Genomic DNA, 24638 nt, shown 5'->3' with positions numbered 1-24638 from the left:
GTGGGGCCCAGGAAGGAAATCCAGATCCAGCATGACTCGATCCGAACGTCCCGCCCGTAAGCGGCCGGCAAACGCACGTGGTGGCGCCCAGGCCGGCGGCTTCGCGAAGGGCGCGGGCCGCGGCGGCGGCCGTGGCAGTGGCAGCGGCAGTGGCAAGGGCCCGGCCCGCAAGGCCGTGGCGCCGCAGGAGTTCTCCCTGCCCGAGACCATCACCCCGGCGCTGCCCGCCGTCGACTCCTTCGACGCGCTCGACATGCCGGCGGCCCTCACCAAGACCCTTGCCGCGCAGGGCGTCACCGAGCCCTTCCCGATCCAGGGCGCGACGCTGCCCAACTCCCTCGCCGGACGTGACGTCCTGGGCCGCGGCCGCACCGGCTCCGGCAAGACGCTCGCCTTCGGACTCGCCCTGCTGGCCCGTACGGCGGGCCGCCGGGCGGAGTCCAGGGCGCCGCTCGCGCTCGTCCTCGTCCCCACGCGCGAGCTCGCGCAGCAGGTCGACGACGCGCTCACGCCGTACGCCACCGCCGTCAACCTGCGCGTGGCCACGGCCGTCGGCGGGATGTCGATCGGCCGGCAGGCCGGCACGCTGCGCCGCGGCGCCGAGGTGCTCGTGGCCACCCCCGGGCGGCTCAAGGACCTCATCGAGCGCGGGGACTGCGTCCTCGACCAGGTCGCGATCACCGTCCTCGACGAGGCCGACCAGATGGCCGACATGGGCTTCATGCCGCAGGTCACCGCGCTGCTCAAGCAGGTCGAGCCCGGCGGTCAGCGACTGCTCTTCTCGGCCACGCTCGACAAGAACATCGACCGGCTCGTGAAGATGTTCCTCACGGACCCCGTGGTGCACTCCGTGGACCCCTCGGCGGGTGCGGTGACCACCATGGAGCACCATGTGCTCCACGTCGCCGACGAGACCGACAAGAAGGCCGTCGCCCTGCGGATCGCGGCGCGCGACGGCCGGGTGATCCTCTTCGTCGACACCAAGCGCGGCGCCGACCGGTTCACCAAGCGGCTGCTCGCCAACGGTGTCCGGGCGTCCGCGCTGCACGGCGGGCGCAGCCAGCCGCAGCGCAACCGCACCCTGGACCAGTTCAAGAACGGCCAGGTCACGGCGCTCGTCGCCACCAACGTGGCGGCGCGCGGCATTCACATCGACGACCTCGACCTCGTGGTCAACGTCGACCCGCCCACCGACCACAAGGACTACCTGCACCGTGGCGGACGCACCGCCCGGGCCGGTGAGTCCGGCAGCGTCGTCACCCTCGTACTGCCCGAGCAGCGGCGGGAGATGACGCGTCTGATGGCGGACGCCGGCATCACCCCGCGTACGGCGCGGATCACATCCAGCGACGAGGAACTGGCCCGCCTCACCGGCGCCCAGGAGCCCTCAGGCGTCCCGGTCGTCATCGAGGTGCCGCAGCCGGCCGAGCAGCCGAAGAAGCGGTCGCGCCCGCGGGTCGGAGGCGGGGCGAGGCGCCCTGCCGGTACGGGTTCGGGTTCGGGGTCGGGTTCGGGTTCGGGTTCGGAGTCGCAGGGCCGTCAGCCGCGGCGTACCGCCGGTGGCACGGGTGGCGGCACGGGTGGCGGTACGGGGGGTGCGGGTCGCTCCGGCGGTCGCGGGCGTGCCCCGCAGCAGCGACGTACGGAGCGTGGCGGGCAGGGCGGCGGGCGGCGCGCGGCGTAGCCGCTCCGCTTGTGGCTCGGTTCACAGCTGCGGGCCGTGGGGGCTGGTCGCGCAGTTCCCCGCGCCCCTAGAGTGCGCCCCAAGGGGCGCACTCTAGGGGCGCGCTCTAGGGACCCGGGAACTTCTCAGTAGTCGTCGAAGTTGCCCAGGAAGCCCGGGTCGATCTTGTCGAGCTCCAGGCCGGTGCCCCGGTGGAGGTCCATGAGGTCCGACATGTGGACGGCGCGGCGGCGGGCCGCGGGCAGGTCGCGGCGGTTGGCGGCTGTCCACAGGACCGGGTCGAAGGTGATCCCGTGGGAGCCCGGCAGGGGCCCCGTCTCGGCGCGCCAGCCGGGCCAGCGCAGGGTGTCGTAGAACTGCTCCGGGGCGCCGTCCATCATCCAGCTGAGCCAAGGCCCGTAGCCCACGCCGAGTGCGTCCCAGCGCAGGGAGTCCGGCGCGAAGTACAGCACCTCGCCGGGACCGCCGGGGCGGTTCGCCCGTGCGGGTTCGGATCCGTTGACCACGAAGACCCCGCCGAGGACGTCATGGGCGACGACCAGCCCGGCCTCCGGCTGCCACGCCGGGTCGAACCGCTCGGGGATGTCGTTGACCTCGGCGAAGCTCGGCGTCCCCGGAGGCGCGTCGTCGTCGGGGCTGCCGTAGATGCGCAACCAGCCGCTGTCCAGCAGCACCCCGCCGCAGTTGAGCACGAAGGAGCCGAGCCAGGAGCGCGCGGTGAGTTGCAGCTGCAGCAGGGATCCACGGGCCTGCGCCGGGTCCACCGGCAGCACATCCATGGACACCCTGCTGTTGGAGATCGCCTCGGAGAGGAGCGGCCACGCGGGCTCCTCGACATCAGTCAGCTCGGTCAGGTCTCGCATGGGTATCCCGTGGGTTTCCGGGCCGGAGCGTCGCGCTCAGAAGGCCGCCGCGCGCTCCCGGCGCACCGAGTAGGTCACAAAGCCGGCGCCGAGGCCGAGGAAAAGGGTTCCGCCGACTACGTACGGCGTCGTGTTGACGCTTCCGGTGTCGGCGAGCCGGGTCCCGCTGTCGTTGGACGCGGTGTCGGCGGCCCCCGTGTCGTTCGCTCCGGCGTCGCTCGAATCGGCGGCGCCCGACTGGGTGTCGCTCGACTCCGTGGAGGCCTGCACCGCGGTTCTCGACGTGGTGTTCGTCGATATGGCACTGGCCTGAACAGGCTTTTCCGGAGTCGCGTTGGCGGACGGGACGAACCACAGGGCCCCCAGAAGGGTTCCCGCTGCGGTGGCGGTCAGCAACGAGCGACGAGCGGCGGACACGTAATATCGATCCCCTTGTGGCGCTGGCGAATTGGCCGTGTGGGCCGATGCTAATGAAAGGCGCGGGTCGTGGGAAAGTCGCGAGAGCCACGGGCCGTACGCTCCGTCTCATGAGTACTCCTGAGACATCACGATTTGTCCGGCTTCGCGTGGAGCTGGTACTGGAAGTCGACGACGCGAACGCCGTCTCCAAGGCCGCGCTGCGTCGGATCGCGGACGACTCCGCCATGCCGGCCGACGAGCGGGCCCATGCGGAGAACGCAGTGACGGAAGACACTGCGGAGGCCCTCGCCTATCTCGTCGATCCGTTCGACCTGGTCAGCGAGGTGCCCGGGGTCGATCTCGCGCAGGCTTCCTGGAGCAGTGAGCCGATCGACTACGACCCCGATTCGCCGGAATGGGACCTCGACGAGGATGATGGCGACGAGGATGACGACGAGGAAGTCGGAGTCGGCTGACGCCTCTTGGGGAAAACGTGACCCCGGGTGGCAACCGCCGCCCGGGGTTCTGTCGTCTCTGACGACGCACCGACCACCTCCGCACCAGTGATTCCGGTCCGGCTGTCGGTACCACTCGATCGGGGTCCGGCGGCTCCGTTCGATTCGGTTGACGCTGTGGATCGACGTGGTGTGACCCACATATCGGAAGTATGTGGAACGGGACGAACCGGTCGTAGCGTTAAGGGTTTTTACGGGGCTCATGTGGTTCCAGGTGATTCGGCGACGATGGAGAAGCGTGTGATGACGGACAGTAAGCGGCGCAAGCGACTGATGGCCGCGTCCGCACTGCTCGGCGGAGTGCTGGTGCTCTCTGCGTGCAGCAGTGGGGACGGCAGCAAGGCCAGTGCCTCGGACGGCGAGACCTCGCAGGCTCAGGCCGATGCGGCGGCGGCCAAGAAGAGCTCCCAGGCACAGATCAAGATCACGCCCGCGGACGGTTCCGACAACGCCTCCATCAACAACGCCGCGGCGGTCACCGTGAGCAAGGGCACGCTCCAGACCGTCACCATGACGACCGAGTCGGGCACGCCCGTCTCCGGTCAGATATCCGCCGACAAGAAGAGCTGGAAGCCCACGGCCCAGCTCGAGCGCGCCACCACGTACAAGGTCGCCGCCGAGGCCACCGACTCCGCGGGCCTCGTCGCCCACGAGAACGCCTCGTTCACCACGGTCTCCCCGGCCAACAGCTTCATAGGCAACTTCACGCCGGAGGACGGCTCCACGGTCGGCGTCGGCATGCCGGTCTCGATCAACTTCAACAAGGCGATCACGAACAAGGCCGCCGTGCAGAAGGGGATCACCGTCTCCTCCAGCAGCGGCCAGGAGGTCGTCGGCCACTGGTTCAATGCCAACCGGCTCGACTTCCGTCCCGAGAACTACTGGACCGGCGGCTCCACCGTCACCCTCAAGCTCAACCTGGACGGCGTCCAGGGCGCGAGCGGTGTCTACGGCGTGCAGCAGAAGACGGTCACCTTCAAGATCGGCCGCAACCAGGTCTCGATCGTCGACGCCCAGACCAAGACCATGAAGGTCACCCAGGACGGCAAGACGATCAAGACGATCCCGATCTCCTCGGGATCCCCGGAGCACAAGACGTACCAGGGTCAGATGGTGATCTCCGAGAAGTTCAAGGAGACCCGGATGAACGGCTCGACGGTCGGCTTCACGAACTCCGACGGCAAGGGCGAGTACGACATCAAGGACGTGCCGCACGCCATGCGTCTGTCGAACTCCGGCACCTTCATCCACGGCAACTACTGGGGCGCGAAGTCCATCTTCGGCGCGGTGAACACCAGCCACGGCTGTGTGGGTCTGTCGGACACCAAGGGTGCGGGCGACGCGAACACGCCCGCGGCCTGGTTCTACAACCACTCGCTGATCGGTGACGTCGTGGTCGTCAAGAACACCGGCGACAAGACCATCGCCCCGGACAACGGCCTCAACGGCTGGAACCTGAGCTGGTCCGCCTGGAAGGCCGGCTCGGCCGCCTAGGCTCGCCTCTGCGGCTAAACCGTCGCCGCTTTCGCGGACGTGGTTGCTCGCCGTAGTGGTTCCTCAATTGATGGTTGCGGTCTTCGTCGTTCGAACGTGACGGCTCGTTCGAACGTGACGGCTGCTCAGTACGACGGCCCGCGCCCCGCCAGGGGTGCGGGCCGTCGGCCTTGGCGGGTGCACAGGATTCCTCGGCGGCCCACAGGTGAATTCCTGGGCCGCCACAGTCTTCTCATCCTTCTCTTATGCGGGGCTTATCCCTCCATCACGCGCCGTACCTAGCTTTCCGCCATGTTCTTCACCTACCTGAGGCGCGAACTGCGCCGCCGCAGGAAGGCGGCGCTCGTCGTCGCCTCCGGACTCGCCCTGGGCATCGCCCTGGTCATCGTGGTCAGCTCCGTGTCGTCCGGCATGGAGAAGGCGCAGGGCAAGGTCCTCCAGTCGCTGTACGGACTGGGTACGGACATGACCGTCACCAAGGCGGCGGCGCCGGCGACGAGCACCAGCCAGCGTCCGCGCTTCAACTTCGACGCGAACGACAACGGCTCCACCAAGGAGCAGAGCAGCGACCGCGTCATGGTGCAGGGCTTCCAGACCCTGGCCTCCTCCACGGTCACCAAGGTCGACTCCCAGAAGGGCGTCGCGGACTCCGTCGGCGGGCTGAGCCTCCAGGTCATCAAGATCAACGGCCAGTTCACACGGGGTCAGTTCCAGCAGAACCAGAGCGGTGGCACGGGCCAGGGCGGCGGGCGCCCGAACGCCCAGCAGTCCCCGCAGGGCCGTGTCGAGGGTGGCGGCGCCAACTTCGACGTCAACAACTACTCGGTGTACGGCACCGACGTCACCAAGCCCGACCTCGGCCCGCTGACCTCCTCGAAGATCACCAGCGGTCGTACGTTCAAGACGTCCGAGACCGACGCCAAGGTGGTCGTCGCCGACGTCTCGTACGCCAAGGAGCAGAAGCTCAAGGTCGGCTCCACCGTCACCGTCAAGAGCGTCAAGTACAAGGTGATCGGTATCGCCACGCCCGACAGCGGTGACGCGGCGGCCAACCTCTACATCCCGCTCAAGCAGGCGCAGACGCTCAGCGGCTCCAAGGACAAGGTCACCACGATCTACGTCAAGGCGTCGGACTCGCAGCAGATCTCCAGCGTGAAGAGCACCATCCAGAAGAACATCTCGGGGACGACGGTCACCACCTCGGCCGACCTCGCGTCCACCGTCTCCGGCTCCCTCTCCACCGCCTCCAGCCTCGCCTCCAACGTCGGCAAGTGGCTGTCCATCGCGGTGCTCGTGGCCGCGTTCCTGGTCGCCGGTCTGCTCACCTCCTCGGCCGTCTCCCGGCGCGTGCGTGAGTTCGGCACCCTCAAGGCGCTCGGCTGGAAGTCGGGCCGGGTGACCCGACAGGTCGTCGGTGAGGCCATGGTCAACGGTCTGGTCGGCGGCGCCCTCGGTATCGCGATCGGCCTCGCGGGCGCCTACATCGTCACCGAGATCAGCCCCACCCTGCAGGCGCAGGTGGGCGGTTCGGGCGGCGGCGGAGGCCAGGGCGGCGGTGGCGGCTTCGGTGGCGGTGGCGGCTTCGGCGGTCCCGGCCGGCAGGCCGCGGCCAAGGCCCTCGACGTCACGCTCACCGCGCCCGTCAGCCTCGGCACCATCGCCGGCGCGGTGGCCCTCGCCGTCACCGGTGGTCTGATCGCCGGCGCCTTCGGCGGCTGGCGTGCCTCCCGGCTGCGCCCCGCGGACGCCCTGCGCCGCGTCGAATAGGCCCCTGGGCCCCGCCCCCTCAAGGGGGGTGCCCGCTGTCGCCCGCTGTACCGGGCACCCCCTTCACCTCATCCAGGAGTTGCACCATGTACGAACTCAGAGGCGTCACCAAGCGCTATACCCGGGGCAAGGAGACGGTCGACGCGCTCGCCGGTGTCGACCTGACCATCGCGGACGGCGACCGGCTCGTCATCCAGGGCCCCACCGGTGGCGGAAAGTCCACCCTCCTCCAGATGCTCGGCGGTCTCGACCGGCCCACCGCGGGCAGCGTCGAACTCGACGGCACGGACATGGCCAAACTGTCCGAGGCGAAGCTCACCAAAGTGCGCAGCGAGAACATCGGATTCGTCTTTCAGAGCTTCAACCTGATTCCCACGCTCACCGCCCAGGAGAACGTGGAGACCGCCCTCGTACCCCTCGGTGTGAAGGTGAAGGAACGGCGGCAACGGGCCGCCGACGCACTGGAGTCGGTGGGGCTCGCCGAGCGGCTCGGGCATCTGCCCGCCGAGCTCTCCGGTGGCCAGCAGCAGCGTGTCGCCATCGCCCGCGCCCTGGTCAAGCAGCCGAAGGTGCTGCTCGCCGACGAGCCGACCGGCAACCTCGACGAGTCCATGCGCGACGAGATCATGGAGGTGCTGGAGACCATGTGGAAGGAGCACGGGCTCACTTTCATCATGGTCACGCACGATTCCGCGATCGCGAAGAAGGCCCCGCGCCTCGCGACGATCCGCAAGGGAAAGATCTCCGTCAAGGAGAACGCGGGTGCTTAAAGAAGCACAAAAGGAGCGTGCGGGGGCTTAGCGGAACAACTCCGTCAACTCTTCACCCTCACCCCGCTATTGAGGGGGCGATCACCCCCCGGGCATACTTGCGTATTCCGGGGGGTGTACGTGCATGCGTACGAGGCTTCCCCCGACCGGATGAACGGGGATTCGTCCGGACCTGATCTCCAGGGGGAGACTTGCGCAGACAAGTGAAGAGAGCGTGCGCTGCGAGCGTCGCCGTAGCGGCGTCCGTGGCGCTGGCGGCGGGAATGACCAGCCCGGCGTCGGCGCGGGCGGAGCAGCGCACGGGGGGTGTCTCCGCGGCGGGGAAAGCCGCCGGGATCACGGCCAAGCACCGCATCACCCTGATCACCGGTGACCGGGTGGTCGTCGACGCCAAGGGGCGCGTCGTCGGTTTCGAGCGGGCCAAGGGCCGTGAGCACGTACCCGTGCAGATCCGCAAGGCCGACGGCCACACCCTGGTGGTGCCGGCCGACGCGCAGGCGCTGATAGCCGACGGCAAGCTCGACCGCCGGCTGTTCGATGTCACCGAGCTCAACAAGGCGGCGGTCCGCAAGTCCCAGCAGCGGGGCCTGAAGGTGATCGTCGGCTACCGGGGAACCGCGGCGGCCGCCAAGGCCGACGTCCGTGAGGCCGGCACGCTCCGCAGGAGCCTGAAGGCCCTGAACGCGGACGCGGTGCAGACGCCCCAGCGGGACGCGGCCGAGCTGTGGTCCGCGGTCACCGACGAAGGCAAGACGGCCTCCGGCATCGCGCACGTCTGGCTGGACGGCGTCCGCAAGGCGAGCCTCGACAAGTCCGTGCCGCAGATCGGCGCCCCCACCGCGTGGGCGGCCGGATACGACGGCAAGGGCGTCAAGATCGCCGTCCTGGACACCGGTGTCGACGCGAGCCACCCGGACCTCAAGACCCAGGTGATCGAGTCCAAGAACTTCTCCGCCGCCGCCGACGCCACCGACCACTTCGGCCACGGCACGCACGTCGCGTCCATCGCGGCGGGCACCGGCGCCAAGTCGGGCGGCAAGTACAAGGGTGTCGCGCCCGGCGCGAAGATCCTCAACGGCAAGGTCCTCGACGACACCGGCAGCGGCGACGACTCGGGCATCCTCGCGGGCATGGAGTGGGCGGCCGAGCAGGGCGCCGACATCGTGAACCTGAGCCTGGGCGGCCAGGACACCCCCGACGTCGACCCGTTGGAGGCCGAGGTCAACAAGCTCTCGGCCGAGAAGGGCATCCTCTTCGCGATCGCGGCGGGCAACGAGGGCCCCGAGTCGATCGGCTCGCCCGGCAGCGCGGACGCCGCGCTCACGGTCGGCGCCGTCGACGACAACGACAAGCTGGCGGACTTCTCCAGCACCGGCCCGCGCGTCGGCGACGGCAGCATCAAGCCGGACGTCACCGCGCCCGGCGTGGACATCACGGCGGCGGCGGCTCCGGGCAGTCTCATCGACCAGGAGGTCGGCGAGAAGCCCGCGGGCTACCTGACCATCTCCGGTACGTCGATGGCGACCCCGCATGTCGCGGGTGCCGCGGCGATCCTCAAGCAGGAACACCCGGACTGGACGTACACCGAGCTCAAGGGTGCGCTGACGGGCTCCGCGAAGGGCGGCAAGTACACGCCGTTCCAGCAGGGTTCGGGCCGGATCGCCGTCGACAAGGCGATCAAGCAGACCGTGATCGCCGACCCGTCGTCGGTGAGCTTCGGGATCGCGCAGTGGCCGCACACCGACGACACGGCGACGACCAAGCAGCTGACGTACCGCAACCTCGGTACGACGGACGTCACCTTGACCCTGGCGATCTCCGCGACCGACCCCAAGGGCCAGGCGGCTCCGGCGGGCTTCTTCGCGCTCGGCGCCAAGACGGTCACCGTCCCGGCGGGCGGCAAGGCCTCCGTCGACGTCACCGCGAACACGAAGCTCGGCGGCACCCTCGACGGCGCGTACTCGGCGTACGTGACGGCGAGCGGCGGCGGCCAGGCCGTGCGCACGGCCGTCGCGGTCGAGCGCGAGGTGGAGTCGTACGACGTCACCTTCAAGTACCTCAACCGCGCCGGTGAGACGCCCACGCACCTCACCGACCTGGAGGGCTACTCCGGCCTCGGCGAGGCCCGGGACTACACGTCGCAGAGCACGGCCGACACCGCGACCCTGCGCGTCCCCAAGGGCAAGTACGTGCTCAACTCCCTCTTCGTGAAGGACCTGGTCGAGGCGAAGGGCGGGGTCGACTGGCTGGTCCAGCCCCGGCTGAGCGTCACCAAGAACACCACGGTGACCCTCGACGCCCGTACCGCCAAGGGCGCCGACATCACGGTGCCGGACGCGGGGGCGAAGCCGCTGTCGGCAGTCGTCGACTTCTTCGACGACGCCACCGGCATCGGCACCGGCATCGGCCTGGACTCCTTCCAGGACGTGCGCGTGGCACACGTCGGCCCGGCGATCTCCTCCGGCCTCTTCCAGAGCTGGGCCGGACAGTGGACCAAGGGCGCGGGCACCGAGTACGACACCTTCACCGGCACCAAGACGACCAAGCTCCAGGGCGCGCACGTCAAGCACTACAAGGCGAGCGAGCTGGCCAAGGTGAAGGCGAACCTCGGGGCCGCGGCGTCCGGCAAGACGGGCGCGGTCACCGCGTACGGCTTCCTGCCCGACGACGAAAGCATGAGCCTCGGGGTCACCCAGAAGCTGCCGTCCTCGCGCACGCTGTACGTGTCGACCGGTGAGAAGATCCAGTGGTTGTTCGACTTCGAGCAGGACGCCGGCGTCGACGCCACCGGGATGCCGATCAGCGAGGCCTACTACACGGACGACTACCCGCAGATCCTCAAGGCGGGCAAGAGCTACACGAGGACGTTCAACACGGCCGTCTTCGGCCCGAAGATCAACGCGGACTACGGCGTCTTCCGGGACGGCAACGGCATCGCGGGTTACCTGCCGCTGTTCGCCGACGGGAGCGGTCACCCGGGCTCCTCGCTGTACACCTCGGTGACGACGACGCTGTACCGCAACGGCGCGAAGGTCGCCTCGAACGACGACCCGCTCATCGGGTTGAAGGAGTTCAAGGTCCCGGCCGCCGAGGCCACCTACAAGCTCACGAGCTCGGTCAAGCGCACGGTGAAGGTCGCCGCGGCCTCCACGCGGATCGACGTGAGCTGGACCTTCAAGTCCAAGAAGGCCGACTTCGCGAAGCTGCCCACCTCCACGGTCCGCTTCAACGCCACCACCGGCCTCGACAGCCGGGTCGCGGCCGGCAAGACGGTCACGATCCCGGTCTCCGTGCAGGGCTCGGCCGCGGGCAAGAACCTCAAGTCGCTGTACGTGTACGTCTCGTACGACTACGGCCAGACCTGGAAGCTGCTCAAGGTCAAGAACGGCAAGATCACCGTCAAGAACCCGGCGAAGGGGAAGGGCATCTCCTTCCACGCGAAGATCGCCGACAAGCAGGGCAACAAGTCGACGGTCTCGATCTACAACGCGTACTACGGAAAGTGACCGCTAGTACGTAGCCGAGGCCGCGGTATCGGCGCATCGCAACAGAAACGGGCCCTTCGAGAGTTCACTCTCGAAGGGCCCGTTCCTGTTGGTGGCGGACCCGCGTCGCTGCGGCTCGTCAGGACGTGATGCGCGGCAGCACGCGGGTGCGGGCGAGTCCGCCGAGCCAGGCGGCGGACGGCCTGGGGGTGCGTTCGAAGGTGTCGGGGTCGACGGCGATGAGGCCGAAGGTGGGCTTGTAGGAGCCCCATTCGTAGTTGTCGAGGGCGCTCCAGTGGAGGTAGCCGCGTACGTCGAGGCCGTCCTCCAGGGCGGCGGAGACTTCCTGGAGTGCTCCGGTGGTGTAGTCGACGCGGCGGGTGTCGTCGTCGGTGGCGATGCCGTTCTCGGTGACGATGAGGGGGACGTCGCCGACGATCCCGGCGGTGTGGCGCAGGGCGTGCCCGAGGGCCTGGGGGTAGTACTCCCAGCCGGTGAGGGTGCGTTCGGCGCCGTCGGGGGCGGGGAGCGGGCCGTCCGCGCCGATCCTCGTACGGGTGTAGGACTGGACGCCGATCCAGTCGTCGCCCCGGGCGGCTTCGATGAAGACGTCTTCGCGGGGGTGACTGTAGGCCGCGGTGACGGCTTCGGCTCCGGGGAGGGCCTGGTAGACCTGGTTGGCGATCGACCAGCCGACCTGGATGTCGGCGGAGATCGACTTCACCGCCGCCCGCGCCCTGTGGTGGGCCCGGATCAGCGCGTCCGTGGTCGGCCTGTCGAGGAGCGGGATGCCGGCGATGGGTGCCACCTCGGTGCCCAGTTCACGGAAGGCGACCGCGAGGGCGATCATGTTGGGCTCGTTGATGGTGCGGACGTGGCGTACGCCGGTGCCGATGACCGGCGCGGTCGCCCGTACGTAGCGTTCGAACAGGTCGATCGCGCCCTCGGCGGTCCAGCCGCCCCGCTCGGCGAACCAGCGCGGCACGGTGAAGTGGTGGAGGGTGACCATGGGGCGCAGACCTCGGTCGAGGGCGCCCTCGACCATACGGCGGTAGTGGGCGATCTCCGCCTTGGAGAAGTGGCCGGGGGCGGGTTCGATACGGGCCCACTCGATGCTGAAGCGGTAGTCGGTGAAGCCCAGTTCGGCGAGCAGGTCCATGTCCTCACGCCAGCGGTGGTAGCTGTCGCAGGCGTCGCCGCTGGGTTCCGGGAGGGTGCTGTCCGCCTCGTGCTCCCGGTGCCACCAGTCGCTGTTGACGTTGTTGCCCTCGATCTGGTGGGCGGCGCTGGAGGCTCCCCACAGGAAGCCGTCGGGGAAGGGGTGACCGGAGGAAGGGTTGTTCACAGCTGGGCCTTTCAGCTCGACATCGGGCCGGGCCAGACGGCCGAGGCGTCGTCCCGGTGGGGGTCGGGCAGCCGGACCGGGCGGACGGGGACGGCGCGGCTGTGTCCCTCGGTGACGGCCCTCCAGGGGGCGGGGTGGCCGGAGTAGCACAGGGTCGTCAGGGCGAAGACGCCGTCGGCGTAGACCTCGACGTACTCGCCGATGGTGAGGATGCGCAGCGTGGTGGCGGGTTCGGTCAGGGCGGTCTCGCCGAGCCGGGCCCCACCGGGGCCGGTGACCCAGAGGTTCTTGCCGTCGCAGCCGACGACGAGGGCGGGCCGGTCGCCGTCCGCGGCCTCGGTGCGCAGGGTGATCTCGACGGGGCCTGACACGCCGATGGCGCCGACCGCGTTCAGGACGGGGCGGTCGGTCTCCTCGCCGAGCCAGGCGTTCAGACCGGGCCACCACTCCAGGCGGGGTGCCGAACCGTCGGCAACGACCAGGGACTTGGGCTGGGCGAGCATCCCGCGGCAGCGTTCCCCGGCGTCGGTGAGATCCACCCGGCGGGGCGTGGTGTGCAGCACGACGCGGGAGCCGTCGGGCGCGGCGATGACGCGAGGAGCGTAGGAGCCGGTCGGGCCGAGGGGGCCGCGCCGGGTCCAGGGGCCCCGCAGACTCGGGGCGGTCCACGCCTCGAAGCCGCGCGTCTGGCCGATGGAGCCGAGCAGCAGCCAGGACCCGTCGTCGAGGCGTTCCAGGACCGGGCACTCCAACTCGTCGACGTCGCCGGGCGAGATGAGCGGCGGGTGGACCGTCCAGTGCTCCAGGTCGTCGGAAGTGGCCAGCGCCACGCAGCCGCTGACCTCCACCGGCAGCGAGGCGTCGCTGGCACAGACGACCATGACCCAGCCGTCCGACGCGTCGTCGCGCACGACGAAGGGGTCGCGCCAGCCCATGCGCTCGCCGGTGCGGTACCAGCGCGGGTCGGCCTCGACGACCGGTCCGGTCCCGTGGCGTCGCCAGCCGGTGCCGTCGGTGCGGTCGGAGTGGGCGAGGCCGACGGACTGGAGCGGCCAGCCGCCCGGGGTGAGGCCGGAGACGCCGGTGTAGAACATCGCCATTCCGGCGCCGTGCCGGAAGGGGTGCATGGTCCACACCGCCTGCTGGTCGAAGCGGCCGGGCAGGCCGTTGCCGAAGGCGCTGCCCTGGGGCTGCCAGCGGACCAGGTCGGTGGAGGTGGCCCGGCCGTAGGAGGTCTCCATCCGCAGATGGTCGAACTCCGGTGTCCAGGGGCCTTGCAGGTGCAGCACCGCGTACGTGCCGTCCTCGTCGCGCAGGAGGGCGAAGTCGTTCACACAGAGGCCGGGCGGGGCGTATCGCATGCACAGTTCCTGTCGGCTCACAGCGCCCAAACGCGTGCGCTGATCATGGATCACAACGAGATCTCTTGGGAATCGGCCCAAGTAAATATGAACGCAAACGCTTGCGCAACAACGAAGGCGGGTTTACGGTCACGTCACCCACAGATCACATCGATGTGAAACCGACGGGAGAAATGCGCTGTGACGGTCAGCATCACCGATGTCGCCCGCGCCGCCGGAGTCTCGGCGTCCACCGTGTCCCGCGCCCTGCGCGGTCAGCCGGGCGTGTCCGACGAGGTGCGGGCACAGATCACGGCCGTCGCCGGCCGGCTCGGCTACACCGCGTCGCGTTCGGCATCCAGCCTGGCCAGCGGCCGCACCTTCACCATCGGGGTCGTCGTCCCGTACGTGGGCCGTTGGTTCTTCGGCACCGTGCTGGACGCCGCCGAGAAGGTGTTCAGCGCCGCCGGGTACGACGTCCTGCTCTACAACCTGGGCTCGCCGGAGACGCGCAAGCGTTTCTTCACCAAGCTGCCGGTCCGCAAGCGGGTGGACGCCGTGCTGTCGCTGCTGATCCCCGACGAGGAGGAGTCCGCCGCGCTGCGCTCGCTGGGGGTGCCGCTGGCCAGCACCGTCGGCGGTGCCCGGCCCGGGTTCACCGTGGTCGGCATCGACGACCGGATCGGCGCGGAGAGCGCCGTACGGCACCTGGTCAACCTCGGCCACCGCCGGATCGGCATGATCGCGGGGGCCAGCGGGCCGCTGCACTGGACCACCCCCGTCGAGCGGCGTCAGGCGTATCTGGACGTCCTGGCCGAGGCCGGAATAGAGCACGACCCGGCCCTGGAGGCGGACGGCGACTACACCGTCGAGGGCGGTGAGCGGGCCATGACCGAGCTGCTGGCCGCCGCGCGCCCGCCGACCGCGGTGTTCGCGCAGTCCGACGAGATGGCGATGGGCGCGCTGCGCGCCCTGCGCCGCCACCGGCTGAAGGTGCCCGACGACGTGTCCGTCATCGGCTTCGACGACCACGAACTCGCCGACGTGGTCGGGCTGACCACCATCGCCCAGCCGGTCACCGGCCAGGGCACCGAGGCCGCCCGGCTGCTGCTGCGGCAGCTGGACGAGCCGGCCGCCGAACCGCCGGGACATGTGCAGATGCCCATCCGCCTCGTCCTGCGCGAGACCACCGCCCCGCCGAGCCCGCGCGGACCACAGTGACCCCCGAACCCTTGAGCCGCAAGCCATTCAGCCCCGAGCCCTTGAGCCGCAAGCCCTTGAGTCGCAAGGCCGTGAGCCCCACACCCCCACGCCCCGAAAGCACTTCCGCACTTCGAAACCTCGCCACAGCACGGAGGCACAGTCCATGAGCTCGACCACCAGAAGGTTCCGCCGCACGGCCTCGACGGGGCTGGCCCTCGCCCTCCCCCTGGCGGCGCTGGCCGCCTGCGGCGGAGGCAGCGGCAGCGGCAACGCCTCCGCCGAGGAGGGCAGCGGCAAGGGCACCATCAGCGTCTGGGCGCACCAGGGCCAGAAGAGCGAGGCCGCCGCGCTGCAGGACGCGGTGAAGTCGTTCAACTCCTCGCAGAGCGAGATCAAGGTCGAGCTGAAGCTGATTCCCGAGAGCGACTACACCAAGACCATCACCGCCACGGACGCCTCCAAGCTGCCGGACGTGATGGAGTTCGACGGCCCGACCATGGCGAACTTCGTCTACAACAAGAAGCTCGCCCCGATCGACTCGTACGTCTCCGCCAAGACCCTGGCCAACGCCACCGACGCGAGCAAGGCGCAGGGCGAGATCAACGGCAAGCACTACGGGCTGGGCATGTACGACTCCGGGCTCGGCATCTACGGCAACAAGAAGCTGCTGGACGCGGCCGGGGTGAAGTACCCGACGAGCCTGTCCGACGACTGGACGGCGGCGCAGTTCACCGCCGCGCTCAAGGCGCTCAAGGCCAAGGACTCCGACGGCAAGACCCTCGACCTCCAGGAGAGCGGCGGCTACGCCAACGAGTGGGGCACCTATGGCTTCGCCCCGATCGTGTGGTCGGCCGGCGGTTCCCTCATCAAGGACGGCAAGGCGGAGGGTGCCCTCGACAGCCCCGCTGTGGTCTCGGCCATGAAGACCTTCCAGTCCTGGAAGACGTCCGTCGACCCCAACACGGACGGCAACGCCTTCGCCAAGGGCCGCGTCGCCCTGAGCTGGGTGGGCCACTGGATGTACCCCACCTACAGCAAGGCCCTCGGCGACGACCTCGTCGTGCTGCCGCTGCCCGACTTCGGCAACGGCCCCAAGACCGGTCAGGGCTCCTGGTCCTGGGGTGTCGGCGCCGACTCGAAGAACGCCAAGGCGGCGGGAGCGTTCATGGACTACCTCCTGGGCGACACCAACGTCACCGCGATGACGACGGCCAACGGCGCCGTGCCCGCCACCAAGACCGCGCTCGCCGCGAGCCCCCTGTACAAGCAGGGCGGCCCGCTCCAGCTCTTCGCCGACCAGCTCGCCAAGCCCTGCGGCGACAGTGACATCACCAAGTCCTGCGTCGCGGTCACCCGCCCGGTGACCGCCGGATACCCCGTCGTCACCTCGAAGTTCAGCGAAGCCCTGAACTCGATCTACGGCGGAGCCGACCCCAAGAGCGCCCTGGCCAAGGCCGCCCGCGCCATCGACCAGGACTTCTCCGACAACGCCGGCTACAAGATCCCGTAGGACCCATCGGCAGGGGCGGGCGCACGCAAGCGACGCCCGCCCCCGGCCGGGAACAGGACCCACCCGTGAAATCCGTCGAACCCGCGCACGCCGCGTCCCCCGACCCGGAGCAGGCCCCGCCCGTGACACCTGTGAAGCCCGCGAGGCCGGCGCGAACGGTGCGAAAGAACCGCGACTGGGTGCACGGACTGCTGATGTCCACCCCCGCCGTCGCCGGCCTCATCGCCTTCGTGGGCGTGCCGTTCGGCTACGCCGTCGTCCTCTCCTTCTACAACGTGCGGCTCGGCTCCCCGCTGGCGCCGTCGTTCTTCGGCCTGGAGCAGTACCGGCGCCTGTTCACCGACCCGGACCTGTCCGGCCCGTTCCTGCGGGCCCTGCTCAACAACCTGACCTTCGCCGTGGTCGTCGTACCGCTGCAGACCGGCCTCGCGCTGGCACTGGCGATCCTGCTCAACCGCAAGCTCAAGGCCATCGGCCTGTTCCGGTCCTTCTTCTTCATGCCGGTCGTCTTCCCCATGGCGCTGGTCGCCGTGATCTGGCGGCTGATCCTCAGCCGCAGCGACCAGGGCCTGCTCAACTCGACGCTGCACGCGGTGAGCTTCGGCCATTGGGGCGCCTTCGACTGGCTCGGCGACGGCGCCACCGCCATGGCCTCGATCATCGTGCTGTCCGTCTGGCAGGGCGTCGGCTTCCAGATGGTCATCCTCCTCGCCGGGCTCCAGCAGATCCCCACCGAGCTCTACGAGGCCGCCGAACTCGACTGCGCCACCCGCTGGCAGCAGTTCCGCCACGTCACCCTGCCCGGCATCCGCGACACCCTCGTCTTCGTCGTGATGCTCACCTCGGTGCTTTCCTTCCGCGTCTTCGACCAGGTCTACGTCCTCATCCGCGGCGGCGGACTCGACGAGGACGCCACCCGCACCGTGATGTACCAGGCCGTCACCACCGCCTTCGACCAGAACAACATCGGCCAGGCATCCGCGATCACCGTCGTCTTCTTCCTGATCGTCGTCGTCCTGACCCTCATCCAGCGCCGCGTCGTCCGGCCCGAGAACACCTGAAACGGGGCCTGACACATGACCCGCACGCCGCTGCGCCGCTTCCTCGACTACGCCGTACTCGGCGTCCTGGCGTTCATCTTCGTCCTGCCCGTTCTCTACCTGCTCATGGGCAGCCTCAAGCCCTCCGACGAAGTCCTGAACGGCCTGTCCGGCTTCCTGCCCACCCACCTGTCCTTCGACAACTACTCCGCCGTCCTGGACAGTCTCAACTCCGACAGCACCGGCTACTTCTGGCGCTTCATGGGCATCTCGCTGCTGCTGGCCTTCGTGGTCGTCACGGGCGGCCTGTTCGTCAACTCCATGGCGGCGTACGGTCTGTCACGGCTGAAGTGGCGCGGCAGGGAAGCCGTCTTCACCCTCGTCCTGCTCCTGATGCTGGTCCCCTTCGAGTCCGTGGCCGTCCCGCTCTTCTACATGTTCAACGGCCAGCGCAACACCCTCTTCATCCAGGCGATCCCCTTCATCGCCAACGCCTTCTCGATCTACCAGTTCCACACCTTCTTCCGCTCGATCCCGCCCAGCATCGAGGAAGCCGCCCGCCTCGACGGCGCCGGCCCCTGGCGCACCTTCTTCGCCATCATCGTCCCGATGAGCAAGCCGGCCTTCGCCTCCGTCGCGATCCTGACCTTCCTCACCCAGTGGGGCTCGTTCCTGTGGCCGGTGCTGATGGTCTCGGATCCGTCGGTGCGCCCTCTCCCCCTGGAGATGAGCGTCTTCCAGGGCCAGCTGCCCCCCGACTGGGGCCAGATCCTCGCCTTCGGCGTACTCCTGGTCCTGCCCGTCCTCGTGGTCTTCGCGTTCTTCCAGCGCTGGTTCGTCCAGGGAGTCGCCAGCTCCGCGGTCAAGGGCTGACTTCGCACCCGACCCTGCGAGCGCAGGAGTGGTGACACGGCGTAGCGACCCGTCGGAAGGAGAGCTTCCGACAGGCCCTCCGTGTTTGTGTGGGAGCTATGACCGAATCGACTGTCGAGTACGTCCGCTACCGCATTCCCGCGGAGAAGTCCGCGGAGTTCCTGGCCGCCTACACCCGGGCCGCGGCCCAGCTCGCCGCGGCGCCCAGTTGTGTGGACTACGAGCTGGCGCGCTGCGAGGAGGACTTCGAGCACTTCGTCCTGCGCATCACCTGGACCTCGACCGAGGACCACGTCCAGGGCTTCCGGAAGTCGGAGCTGTTCGCCGGCTTCTACGCCGAGGTCCAGCCCTACATCCCCTACATCCAGGAGATGCGCCACTACACGCCGACGACGGTACGGGGCACGGGTGCGTCGGTCCCCACGATCTACGCCTGGGCCGGGGGCGCCGAGGCCTTCACGCGCCTCACCGATGCGTTCTACGCCAAGGTCGTCAAGGACGACGTCCTCGCACCGGTGTTCGAGGGTCTGGCCCCCGAACACGCGATGCATGTCGCCCTCTGGCTCGGCGAGGTCTTCGGCGGCCCGCCCGCCTACTCGGAGAGCCAGGGCGGACACGGGCACATGGTCGCCATGCATCTTGGCAAGAACATCACCGAGGTGCAGCGCCGCCGGTGGGTCAACCTGCTCCAGGACGCGGCGGACGACGCGGGCCTGCCCACGGACGCCGAGTTCCGCTCCGCGTTCCTCGCGTACGCGGAGTGGGGGACGCGGCTGGCCGTCCACTTCTCCGCCCCCGACGCGACCCCTCCGGGGGACCAACCGGTACCGAAGTGGACGTGGGGAGCGACCCCGCCCTACCACGCCTGAAAGGCTCGCCCTCAAACGCCGGACGGGCTGAAGACGCCGGCCGGGGATCCGGGGCGGAGCCCCGGTCTGAGCCGGGGCTACTGGGGCGTGCTCGCGCCCGCGCGGGTCGCGTCCGTGCCCCAGCTGGCCAGCAACCGCAGCGCCTCCGCCGAGGCGGACCCCGGCTCCGCGTGATACGTGACCAGCCCCTGCTCACCGTCGTCCGGCAGCCGGAACGACTCGTACTGGAGTGAGAGATCGCCCACCAGCGGATGCCGCAGCCGCTTCACCCCGTGGCTCTTCTCCTTGACGTCGTGCGTGGCCCACAGCCGCCGGAAGTCCTCGCTCTTCACCGAGAGCTCGCCGACCAGGGACGAGAGTCGCGGATCGTCGGGGTGGCAGCCCGCGTCCATGCGCAGCAGGCAGACGATGTCGATCGCCTTCTGCTCCCAGTCCACGAACAGATCGTGGTATTCGGGCTTCAGGAACACCAGCCGCGCCCAGTTCCGCTCCTGCGGCGCCAGCTCCGACCAGTCACCGAACACGGCCGCCGCCATCCGGTTCCACGCCAGGATGTCCGTACGCCGCCCGCCGACGTACGCGGGGATGCCGTCCATCGAGTCCAGCAGCTGCCGCAGCGCGCCCCGTACCTGCTGCGGCCGCGCCGGCTGCTTCTTCTTGTGCGCCTTGGGCTTCGCGAGGTGGGTGAGATGCGCGTGCTCGGCATCCGTCAGCCGCAGGGCGCGGGCGATCGCGTCGAGTACCTCCGCCGACACGTTCCGTCCGTTGCCCTGTTCCAGGCGGGTGTAGTACGCCACGGACACCCCGGCCAGCTGTGCCAGCTCCTCGCGCCGCAGCCCCGGCACCCGGCGGTGCCGGCCGAAGTCGGGCAGTCCCACGTCCTCCGGCTTCAGCCGGGCCCGGCGGGTGCGCAGAAACTCGCTGAGCTCGGCACGCCGGTCCAGGGGCGGGGAGGGCTGTTCGTCCATACGTCCAGTATTCACGGTCGTACGCCGGTGAACCTGACCCCGCCAGTAGTAGGACCAGCGGACGTACGCAAAGCCGTGACCTGGGTGAAGGCTCCGCCGTGAGGCAGGCTGTAGAGCGTGCCCGGCGGAAGGCAGCCGGGCGCACGACCACTCCTTAGGAGAACCCCCGGCATGACCACTGTTGCTGCGTACGCCGCTCCCGCCGCCAAGGCTCCGCTGGAGCGCACCACCATCGAGCGCCGGCCGGTCGGCGAGTTCGACGTCCTGATCGACATCAAGTTCGCCGGTATCTGCCACTCGGACATCCACCAGGCCCGTGAGGGCTGGGGCGAGGCGATCTTCCCGATGGTGCCCGGTCACGAGATCGCCGGCATCGTCGCCGAGGTCGGCTCCGGCGTCACCAAGTTCAAGGTCGGCGACCGCGTGGGCGTCGGCTGTCTGGTCGACTCCTGCCGCGAGTGCGAGAACTGCAAGGCGGGCCTGGAGCAGTACTGCACCGGCAGCGGCGGCGTCGGCACGTACAACGCCCTCGACAAGAACGGCGAGCCCACCTACGGAGGCTACTCCGAGAAGATCGTCGTCGACGAGAACTACACCGTCCGCATCCCCGACGGCATCTCCCTCGACGTGGCCGCGCCGCTGCTCTGCGCCGGCATCACCACGTACTCCCCGCTCAAGCACTGGAACGCCGGCCCCGGCAAGAAGGTCGCGATCCTCGGCATGGGCGGCCTCGGCCACATGGGCGTCAAGATCGCGGACGCGCTCGGTGCCGAGGTGACCGTCCTGTCGCAGTCGCTGCGCAAGAAGGACGACGGGCTGAAGCTGGGCGCCGACCACTACTACGCCACCAGCGACCCGAAGACCTTCGAGAAGCTGCGCGGCACCTTCGACCTGATCCTGTCGACCGTGTCCGCCCCGCTGAACCTCGACGCCTACCTGTCCCTGCTCAAGACGGACGGCGCCTTCGTGAACGTGGGTGCCCCGGAGGAGCCCGTCAAGCTCAACCTCTTCTCGGTGATCGGCGGCCGCAAGACCCTCGCCGGTTCCGGTATCGGCGGCATCCAGGAGACCCAGGAGATGCTGGACTTCTGCGCCGAGCACGGCTTCGGCGCCGAGATCGAGCTGATCAGCGCGTCCGAGATCAACGACGCGTACGAGCGGGTGCTGGCGAGCGACGTCCGCTACCGCTTCGTGATCGACACCGCCACCATCTAGTCGCGGGTCACGTCTCAGTGGGGCGCCGATCGGTCGTACGACCGATCGGCGCCCTCGGCGTTTCCACCGTACGTACGGCGAGTCCGTCAGCGGCGGCCGGACCTGCCCAGCAGCCAGAGCAGATACGGGCCGCCCACCAAGGACGTGAGCGCCCCGACGGGAATCTCGAGCGGCGGCATCAGCGTGCGGGCCACCAGGTCGGCGCCGACCACGATCAGCGCGCCCGTCAAGGCGGAGGCGGCGAGGGGGAGCTGTGGGGTGCGCGTGAGGCGGCGGGCCAGTTGGGGGCCGGTGAGGGCGACGAAGCCGACCGGACCCGCCGCGCCGGTCGCGACCGCGGCGAGCACCACCCCGAGGACGGTCAGGCCCAGCCGGGTGCGCTGGACGCGGACGCCGAGCGCGGCGGCCGTGTCGGCGTCCAGGCCGAGCGGGCGCAGCGCGCGGCTCGCCCACACGAGGGCGGGCAGCGAGAGGAGGAGGACCCAGGCGAGGGGGCCGGCCTGCTCCCAGCCGCGCCCGTTCAGACTGCCCGTCAGCCACAGCTTGACCTGTTCGGCGGCGGCCAGTTCGCTGTCGGTCAGGTAGAGCTGGACGACCGCCGACAGCGCCACGCCGATGCCGACCCCCGTCAGTACGAACCGGCTCGGCTGCATTCCGTGCCGCCAGGCCAGTACGTACACCAGCGCGGCGGCCGCGAGACCGCCGGTGACGGCGACGGCCGGGAGCGCGCCGGGGGAGGCGACGGTTCCGGTGGCCAGCGCCAGTACGGTCGCGGCGGCGGCGCCGTGCCCGACGCCGATGACGTCCGGACTGGCCAGCGGGTTGCGTGTCACGGTCTGTACGAGCGCCCCGGAGAGCCCGAGCGCGGTCCCGACCAGCGCGCCGAGCACGATCCGCGGGACCCGCAGCTCGCCGACGACCAGGTCGTACGGGCCGCCGTGGCCGCGCAGCACCCGCCAGACCTCGCCCGGTGGGACATACGTCTGTCCCACGCACGCCGCGAGCAGCATCACGCCCGCGAGGAGCAGGAGGAGGACGGTGACGACGGCCGCGGCGCGCCGGTGCAGGAGGAGGGAGAGGCGCCGGTGGCGCAGGACGGCGAGTCCGGCCGCGTGCGGGTACGTGGTGTGAGGGGCTCTGGGCCCGGTGGGCGTCGGGCGTGCTGTGGGGGCCCTGGTCACGAGGCCACGCCCTTCCGCCGTACGAGTACGACCAGGACCGGCACGCCGACCAGCGCGGTCATCACCCCGGCCGGTACCTCCGCCGGGGCGCGCACCACCCGGCCCGCCACGTCCGCGGCGAGCAGCAGGCCGGCGCCGAGGAGCGCGGAGAGGGGGAGGGTCCAGCGGTGGCCGCCGCCCACGAGCCGGCGGGCGAGGTGGGGGACGGCCAGGCCGACGAAGGCGATGGGGCCCGCGGCGGCGACCGCGGCCGCGGTCAGCAGGGTCGCGCCGAGCGCCGCACAGCCTCGTACGAGCGCGACCCGGTGGCCGAGTGCCCGCGCGGTGTCGTCGCCGAGCGCGAGCGCGTCCAGGCCGCGGGCGCAGGCCAGTACGAGCAGCGCGCCCGCGGCGAGGAAGGGCAGCATGCGCCCCACCGTTCCCGCGTCGCGTCCGCTGAGCGCGCCCACCTGCCAGAACCGGAACTGGTCCAGCGTGGCCGAACTGGAGGTGAGGACGACGGTCGTGGCTCCCGCCGTCATCGCCGACAGGGCGGTTCCGGCGAGCGCCAGTTTCACCGGGGAGGCGCCGCCGCGTCCGCGCGAGGCGATGGCGTACACGACGCAGGCGGCGACGACCGCGCCGGTGAAGGCGTACCAGACGTACCCGCCGAAGCCGTTCGCCCAGCCGAGCGCGATCGCGAACACGACACCGGCCGCCGCTCCCTGACTCAGCCCCAGGATGCCGGGGTCGGCGAGCGGATTGCGGGTGACCGCCTGGAGTGCCGCCCCGGAGAGTCCGAGGGCGGCACCCGCGGTCAGTCCGATCGTGGTCCGCGGTACCCGCAGCGACCGTACGACCAGCGCGTCCGGTGAACTCCCACCGTGCACCAGCGCGTCGAGGACGGCGGACAGCGGGACGGGGCGGGTGCCGACGGCGAGGCTGAGGGCGGCGGCGGTGACGGCGAGGAGGAGGGCCACGACCAGCCAGCCAGCCCGCCGCACGCCTGCCGGGGCGGACGCGCGGCGGGCGGCAGACGTACGTCCGGTCACTTGCCGAGGGTGTCCGCGAGCTGTCGTACGACGAGCCGGGCGGCGGTGGGGCCGGCGTTGAGGTACCAGGGGTCGTCGTCGACCTTCACGGCGTGCCCGGCCTTGACCGCCTTCATCGACTTCCACAGGGGCCCGGCGAGCACGCTGCCCGCGTCGGTCTTGGCGGCGTCGCCCTGTACGGAGTAGAAGATCCAGTCCCCGTCCGCGGTATCGATGCTCTCCGCCCCGATGTCCTGCGAAATCGCCTTGAACTGCTGCGACTTGGGCCGGGAGAGCCCCATGTCGACGGCGATGGAGCCGGTGAACGACGACACCCCGAACATCCGCGTCCGGTCCGGTGTGAACCGCACCATGGACACGGCGGGATCGCCGAGCCGCTTCCCCCGGGTGGCGGCGTCGCTCACGATGCCGTCGAGGAGCTCCTGCGCCTTGTCGCCCTTGCCGACCGCGTCACCGACGAGGAGCAGGTCCCGCTTCCAGTTGATGCCGTTGCCGGCCGTGACGACGGTGGGGGCGATCTTCGACAGCTTCGGGTAGAGGTCGCCGAGCGAGTCGTTGATCAGGATCAGATCGGGCTTGGCGGCGGCGAGCGTCTCCAGGTTGGGCGCGGTACGGGTGCCCGCGTCGGTCATGGCCGACAACTGCTTCTTGTACGCGGGGAAGGCGTCGTTCAGATAGCCCGGCACCAGCCCGGCGTTGTCCGCGCGGGTCGTCACGGTGGGCACGATGCCCAGGGTCAACAGGTCGTCCAGCTGGCCGGTGCTGAGCGCGGCGATCTTCTCGGGCGCGCTCTTGATCTCCGACTTGCCCTCGAAGTGCCCGACGGTCCGCGGGAATTCACCGTCCTTGGCGCTGCCCGCGCCCATCCCGGCGGCGACGGCGCTCGGGGCGACGGAGGGGCCCTGCGAGGCTCCGCTCACGAGATTGCGGTCGCCGCCGGCGGTGCCCTTGCTCTGTGCGGAGCCGTCTTCACCGTCCCCGTTCCCGGACGAACATCCGGCCAGCAGACCGCCGACGATGGCAACGGCCAGGACGGCCTTCGACCCCAAGGTGCGCACAGGTACTCCGATCAATGACTAAGGCAAG

General features: G+C 70.0%; 20 protein-coding genes. 12 read left to right on the top strand and 8 right to left on the bottom strand.

Annotation, left to right across the window (positions count from 1 at the left end; genetic code table 11):
* Positions 1-31 precede the first annotated feature (31 nt).
* A complete protein-coding gene (locus tag OG568_RS20605) occupies positions 32-1684 on the top strand; it encodes a DEAD/DEAH box helicase (RefSeq protein WP_329532653.1) in 1653 nt (550 codons plus the stop codon).
* 125 nt (positions 1685-1809) lie between these two features.
* On the opposite strand, the gene OG568_RS20600 is transcribed toward OG568_RS20605, so the two are convergent.
* Both OG568_RS20600 and OG568_RS20595 read right to left on the bottom strand, forming a co-directional pair.
* Positions 1810-2547, bottom strand: coding sequence for a DUF2625 family protein (locus tag OG568_RS20600; protein ID WP_266585234.1), 738 nt, complete (start codon positions 2545-2547; stop codon positions 1810-1812).
* A gap of 36 nt (positions 2548-2583) precedes the next feature.
* Positions 2584-2964 (bottom strand): hypothetical protein, encoded by a 381-nt coding sequence (locus OG568_RS20595; protein WP_329532652.1) that lies wholly within the window; start codon positions 2962-2964, stop codon positions 2584-2586.
* A 110-nt stretch (positions 2965-3074) separates the two neighbouring features.
* Between OG568_RS20595 and OG568_RS20590 the strand changes: the two genes are divergently transcribed.
* From OG568_RS20590 to OG568_RS20570, 5 genes are all read left to right on the top strand, one after another.
* A complete protein-coding gene (locus OG568_RS20590; protein WP_329532651.1) occupies positions 3075-3422 on the top strand; it encodes a hypothetical protein in 348 nt (115 codons plus the stop codon).
* Positions 3423-3704: 282 nt separating this feature from the next.
* Entirely contained in the window at positions 3705-4955 is a 1251-nt protein-coding gene (locus tag OG568_RS20585) for a L,D-transpeptidase (RefSeq protein ID WP_329532650.1), read from the top strand.
* A 291-nt stretch (positions 4956-5246) separates the two neighbouring features.
* Positions 5247-6722 carry an ABC transporter permease gene (locus OG568_RS20580; protein WP_266585242.1) on the top strand — a complete coding sequence of 492 codons (1476 nt, stop codon included), beginning with the start codon at positions 5247-5249 and terminating at the stop codon, positions 6720-6722.
* An 86-nt stretch (positions 6723-6808) separates the two neighbouring features.
* On the top strand, positions 6809-7492 hold the full coding sequence (locus OG568_RS20575; RefSeq protein WP_266436608.1) for an ABC transporter ATP-binding protein: 684 nt from the start codon (positions 6809-6811) through the stop codon (positions 7490-7492).
* A gap of 263 nt (positions 7493-7755) precedes the next feature.
* Positions 7756-10998 (top strand): S8 family peptidase, encoded by a 3243-nt coding sequence (locus OG568_RS20570; protein ID WP_329532649.1) that lies wholly within the window; start codon positions 7756-7758, stop codon positions 10996-10998.
* Between the two features lie 118 nt (positions 10999-11116).
* Here the strand turns inward: OG568_RS20570 and OG568_RS20565 are convergent, their stop codons facing one another.
* Complete coding sequence (locus OG568_RS20565) at positions 11117-12322, bottom strand: glycoside hydrolase family 1 protein (RefSeq protein WP_329532648.1); 1206 nt, start codon at positions 12320-12322, stop codon at positions 11117-11119.
* A gap of 11 nt (positions 12323-12333) precedes the next feature.
* Positions 12334-13683 carry a mucin-1 gene (locus tag OG568_RS20560; protein ID WP_329532647.1) on the bottom strand — a complete coding sequence of 450 codons (1350 nt, stop codon included), beginning with the start codon at positions 13681-13683 and terminating at the stop codon, positions 12334-12336.
* Between the two features lie 180 nt (positions 13684-13863).
* On the opposite strand from OG568_RS20560, the gene OG568_RS20555 reads away from it, so the two are divergent.
* The 5 genes from OG568_RS20555 to OG568_RS20535 all read left to right on the top strand — a co-directional run bounded on the left by OG568_RS20555 (position 13864) and on the right by OG568_RS20535 (position 19157).
* Positions 13864-14883 (top strand): LacI family DNA-binding transcriptional regulator, encoded by a 1020-nt coding sequence (locus OG568_RS20555; RefSeq protein ID WP_329532646.1) that lies wholly within the window; start codon positions 13864-13866, stop codon positions 14881-14883.
* 145 nt (positions 14884-15028) lie between these two features.
* Positions 15029-16375, top strand: coding sequence for an ABC transporter substrate-binding protein (locus OG568_RS20550; protein ID WP_329532645.1), 1347 nt, complete (start codon positions 15029-15031; stop codon positions 16373-16375).
* A 65-nt stretch (positions 16376-16440) separates the two neighbouring features.
* Positions 16441-17436: a carbohydrate ABC transporter permease gene (locus OG568_RS20545; protein WP_329532644.1), complete on the top strand. Its 996-nt coding sequence runs from the start codon at positions 16441-16443 to the stop codon at positions 17434-17436.
* A gap of 15 nt (positions 17437-17451) precedes the next feature.
* Entirely contained in the window at positions 17452-18288 is an 837-nt protein-coding gene (locus OG568_RS20540) for a carbohydrate ABC transporter permease (protein WP_329532643.1), read from the top strand.
* A gap of 98 nt (positions 18289-18386) precedes the next feature.
* Positions 18387-19157, top strand: a complete 771-nt coding sequence (locus OG568_RS20535) for a group II truncated hemoglobin (protein ID WP_329532642.1) — start codon at positions 18387-18389, stop codon at positions 19155-19157.
* 77 nt (positions 19158-19234) lie between these two features.
* On the opposite strand, the gene OG568_RS20530 is transcribed toward OG568_RS20535, so the two are convergent.
* Positions 19235-20125 carry a helix-turn-helix domain-containing protein gene (locus tag OG568_RS20530; RefSeq protein WP_329532641.1) on the bottom strand — a complete coding sequence of 297 codons (891 nt, stop codon included), beginning with the start codon at positions 20123-20125 and terminating at the stop codon, positions 19235-19237.
* A 171-nt stretch (positions 20126-20296) separates the two neighbouring features.
* Between OG568_RS20530 and OG568_RS20525 the strand changes: the two genes are divergently transcribed.
* Positions 20297-21340 (top strand): NAD(P)-dependent alcohol dehydrogenase, encoded by a 1044-nt coding sequence (locus OG568_RS20525; RefSeq protein WP_266436600.1) that lies wholly within the window; start codon positions 20297-20299, stop codon positions 21338-21340.
* Between the two features lie 86 nt (positions 21341-21426).
* Here OG568_RS20525 and OG568_RS20520 read toward each other — a convergent pair whose 3' ends face one another.
* Genes OG568_RS20520 through OG568_RS20510 form a run of 3 tightly spaced genes read right to left on the bottom strand, consistent with a single transcriptional unit; the run spans position 21427 to position 24610 of the window.
* Positions 21427-22521: a FecCD family ABC transporter permease gene (locus tag OG568_RS20520; RefSeq protein ID WP_443077706.1), complete on the bottom strand. Its 1095-nt coding sequence runs from the start codon at positions 22519-22521 to the stop codon at positions 21427-21429.
* A complete protein-coding gene (locus OG568_RS20515; RefSeq protein ID WP_329536396.1) occupies positions 22518-23504 on the bottom strand; it encodes a FecCD family ABC transporter permease in 987 nt (328 codons plus the stop codon). Before OG568_RS20515 ends, OG568_RS20520 begins: the two co-directional genes overlap by 4 nt.
* A 44-nt stretch (positions 23505-23548) precedes the next feature.
* A complete protein-coding gene (locus OG568_RS20510) occupies positions 23549-24610 on the bottom strand; it encodes an iron-siderophore ABC transporter substrate-binding protein (protein ID WP_329532640.1) in 1062 nt (353 codons plus the stop codon).
* Positions 24611-24638: the final 28 nt, after the last annotated feature.

Source organism: Streptomyces sp. NBC_01450 (assembly GCF_036227505.1).
GTDB lineage: Bacteria > Actinomycetota > Actinomycetes > Streptomycetales > Streptomycetaceae > Streptomyces.
This window is presented reverse-complemented; position numbering and strand designations above follow the sequence as displayed.

Bases quoted from the DNA above. Each gene is read 5' to 3' on its own strand.
- OG568_RS20605 (WP_329532653.1), top strand. From the start codon at position 32: ATGACTCGATCCGAACGTCCCGCCCGTAAGCGGCCGGCAAACGCACGT.
- OG568_RS20600 (WP_266585234.1), bottom strand. From the start codon at position 2,547: ATGCGAGACCTGACCGAGCTGACTGATGTCGAGGAGCCCGCGTGGCCG.
- OG568_RS20590 (WP_329532651.1), top strand. From the start codon at position 3,075: ATGAGTACTCCTGAGACATCACGATTTGTCCGGCTTCGCGTGGAGCTG.
- OG568_RS20585 (WP_329532650.1), top strand. From the start codon at position 3,705: ATGACGGACAGTAAGCGGCGCAAGCGACTGATGGCCGCGTCCGCACTG.
- OG568_RS20580 (WP_266585242.1), top strand. From the start codon at position 5,247: ATGTTCTTCACCTACCTGAGGCGCGAACTGCGCCGCCGCAGGAAGGCG.
- OG568_RS20575 (WP_266436608.1), top strand. From the start codon at position 6,809: ATGTACGAACTCAGAGGCGTCACCAAGCGCTATACCCGGGGCAAGGAG.
- OG568_RS20570 (WP_329532649.1), top strand. From the start codon at position 7,756: ATGACCAGCCCGGCGTCGGCGCGGGCGGAGCAGCGCACGGGGGGTGTC.
- OG568_RS20560 (WP_329532647.1), bottom strand. From the start codon at position 13,683: ATGCGATACGCCCCGCCCGGCCTCTGTGTGAACGACTTCGCCCTCCTG.
- OG568_RS20550 (WP_329532645.1), top strand. From the start codon at position 15,029: ATGAGCTCGACCACCAGAAGGTTCCGCCGCACGGCCTCGACGGGGCTG.
- OG568_RS20540 (WP_329532643.1), top strand. From the start codon at position 17,452: ATGACCCGCACGCCGCTGCGCCGCTTCCTCGACTACGCCGTACTCGGC.
- OG568_RS20535 (WP_329532642.1), top strand. From the start codon at position 18,387: ATGACCGAATCGACTGTCGAGTACGTCCGCTACCGCATTCCCGCGGAG.
- OG568_RS20530 (WP_329532641.1), bottom strand. From the start codon at position 20,125: ATGGACGAACAGCCCTCCCCGCCCCTGGACCGGCGTGCCGAGCTCAGC.
- OG568_RS20525 (WP_266436600.1), top strand. From the start codon at position 20,297: ATGACCACTGTTGCTGCGTACGCCGCTCCCGCCGCCAAGGCTCCGCTG.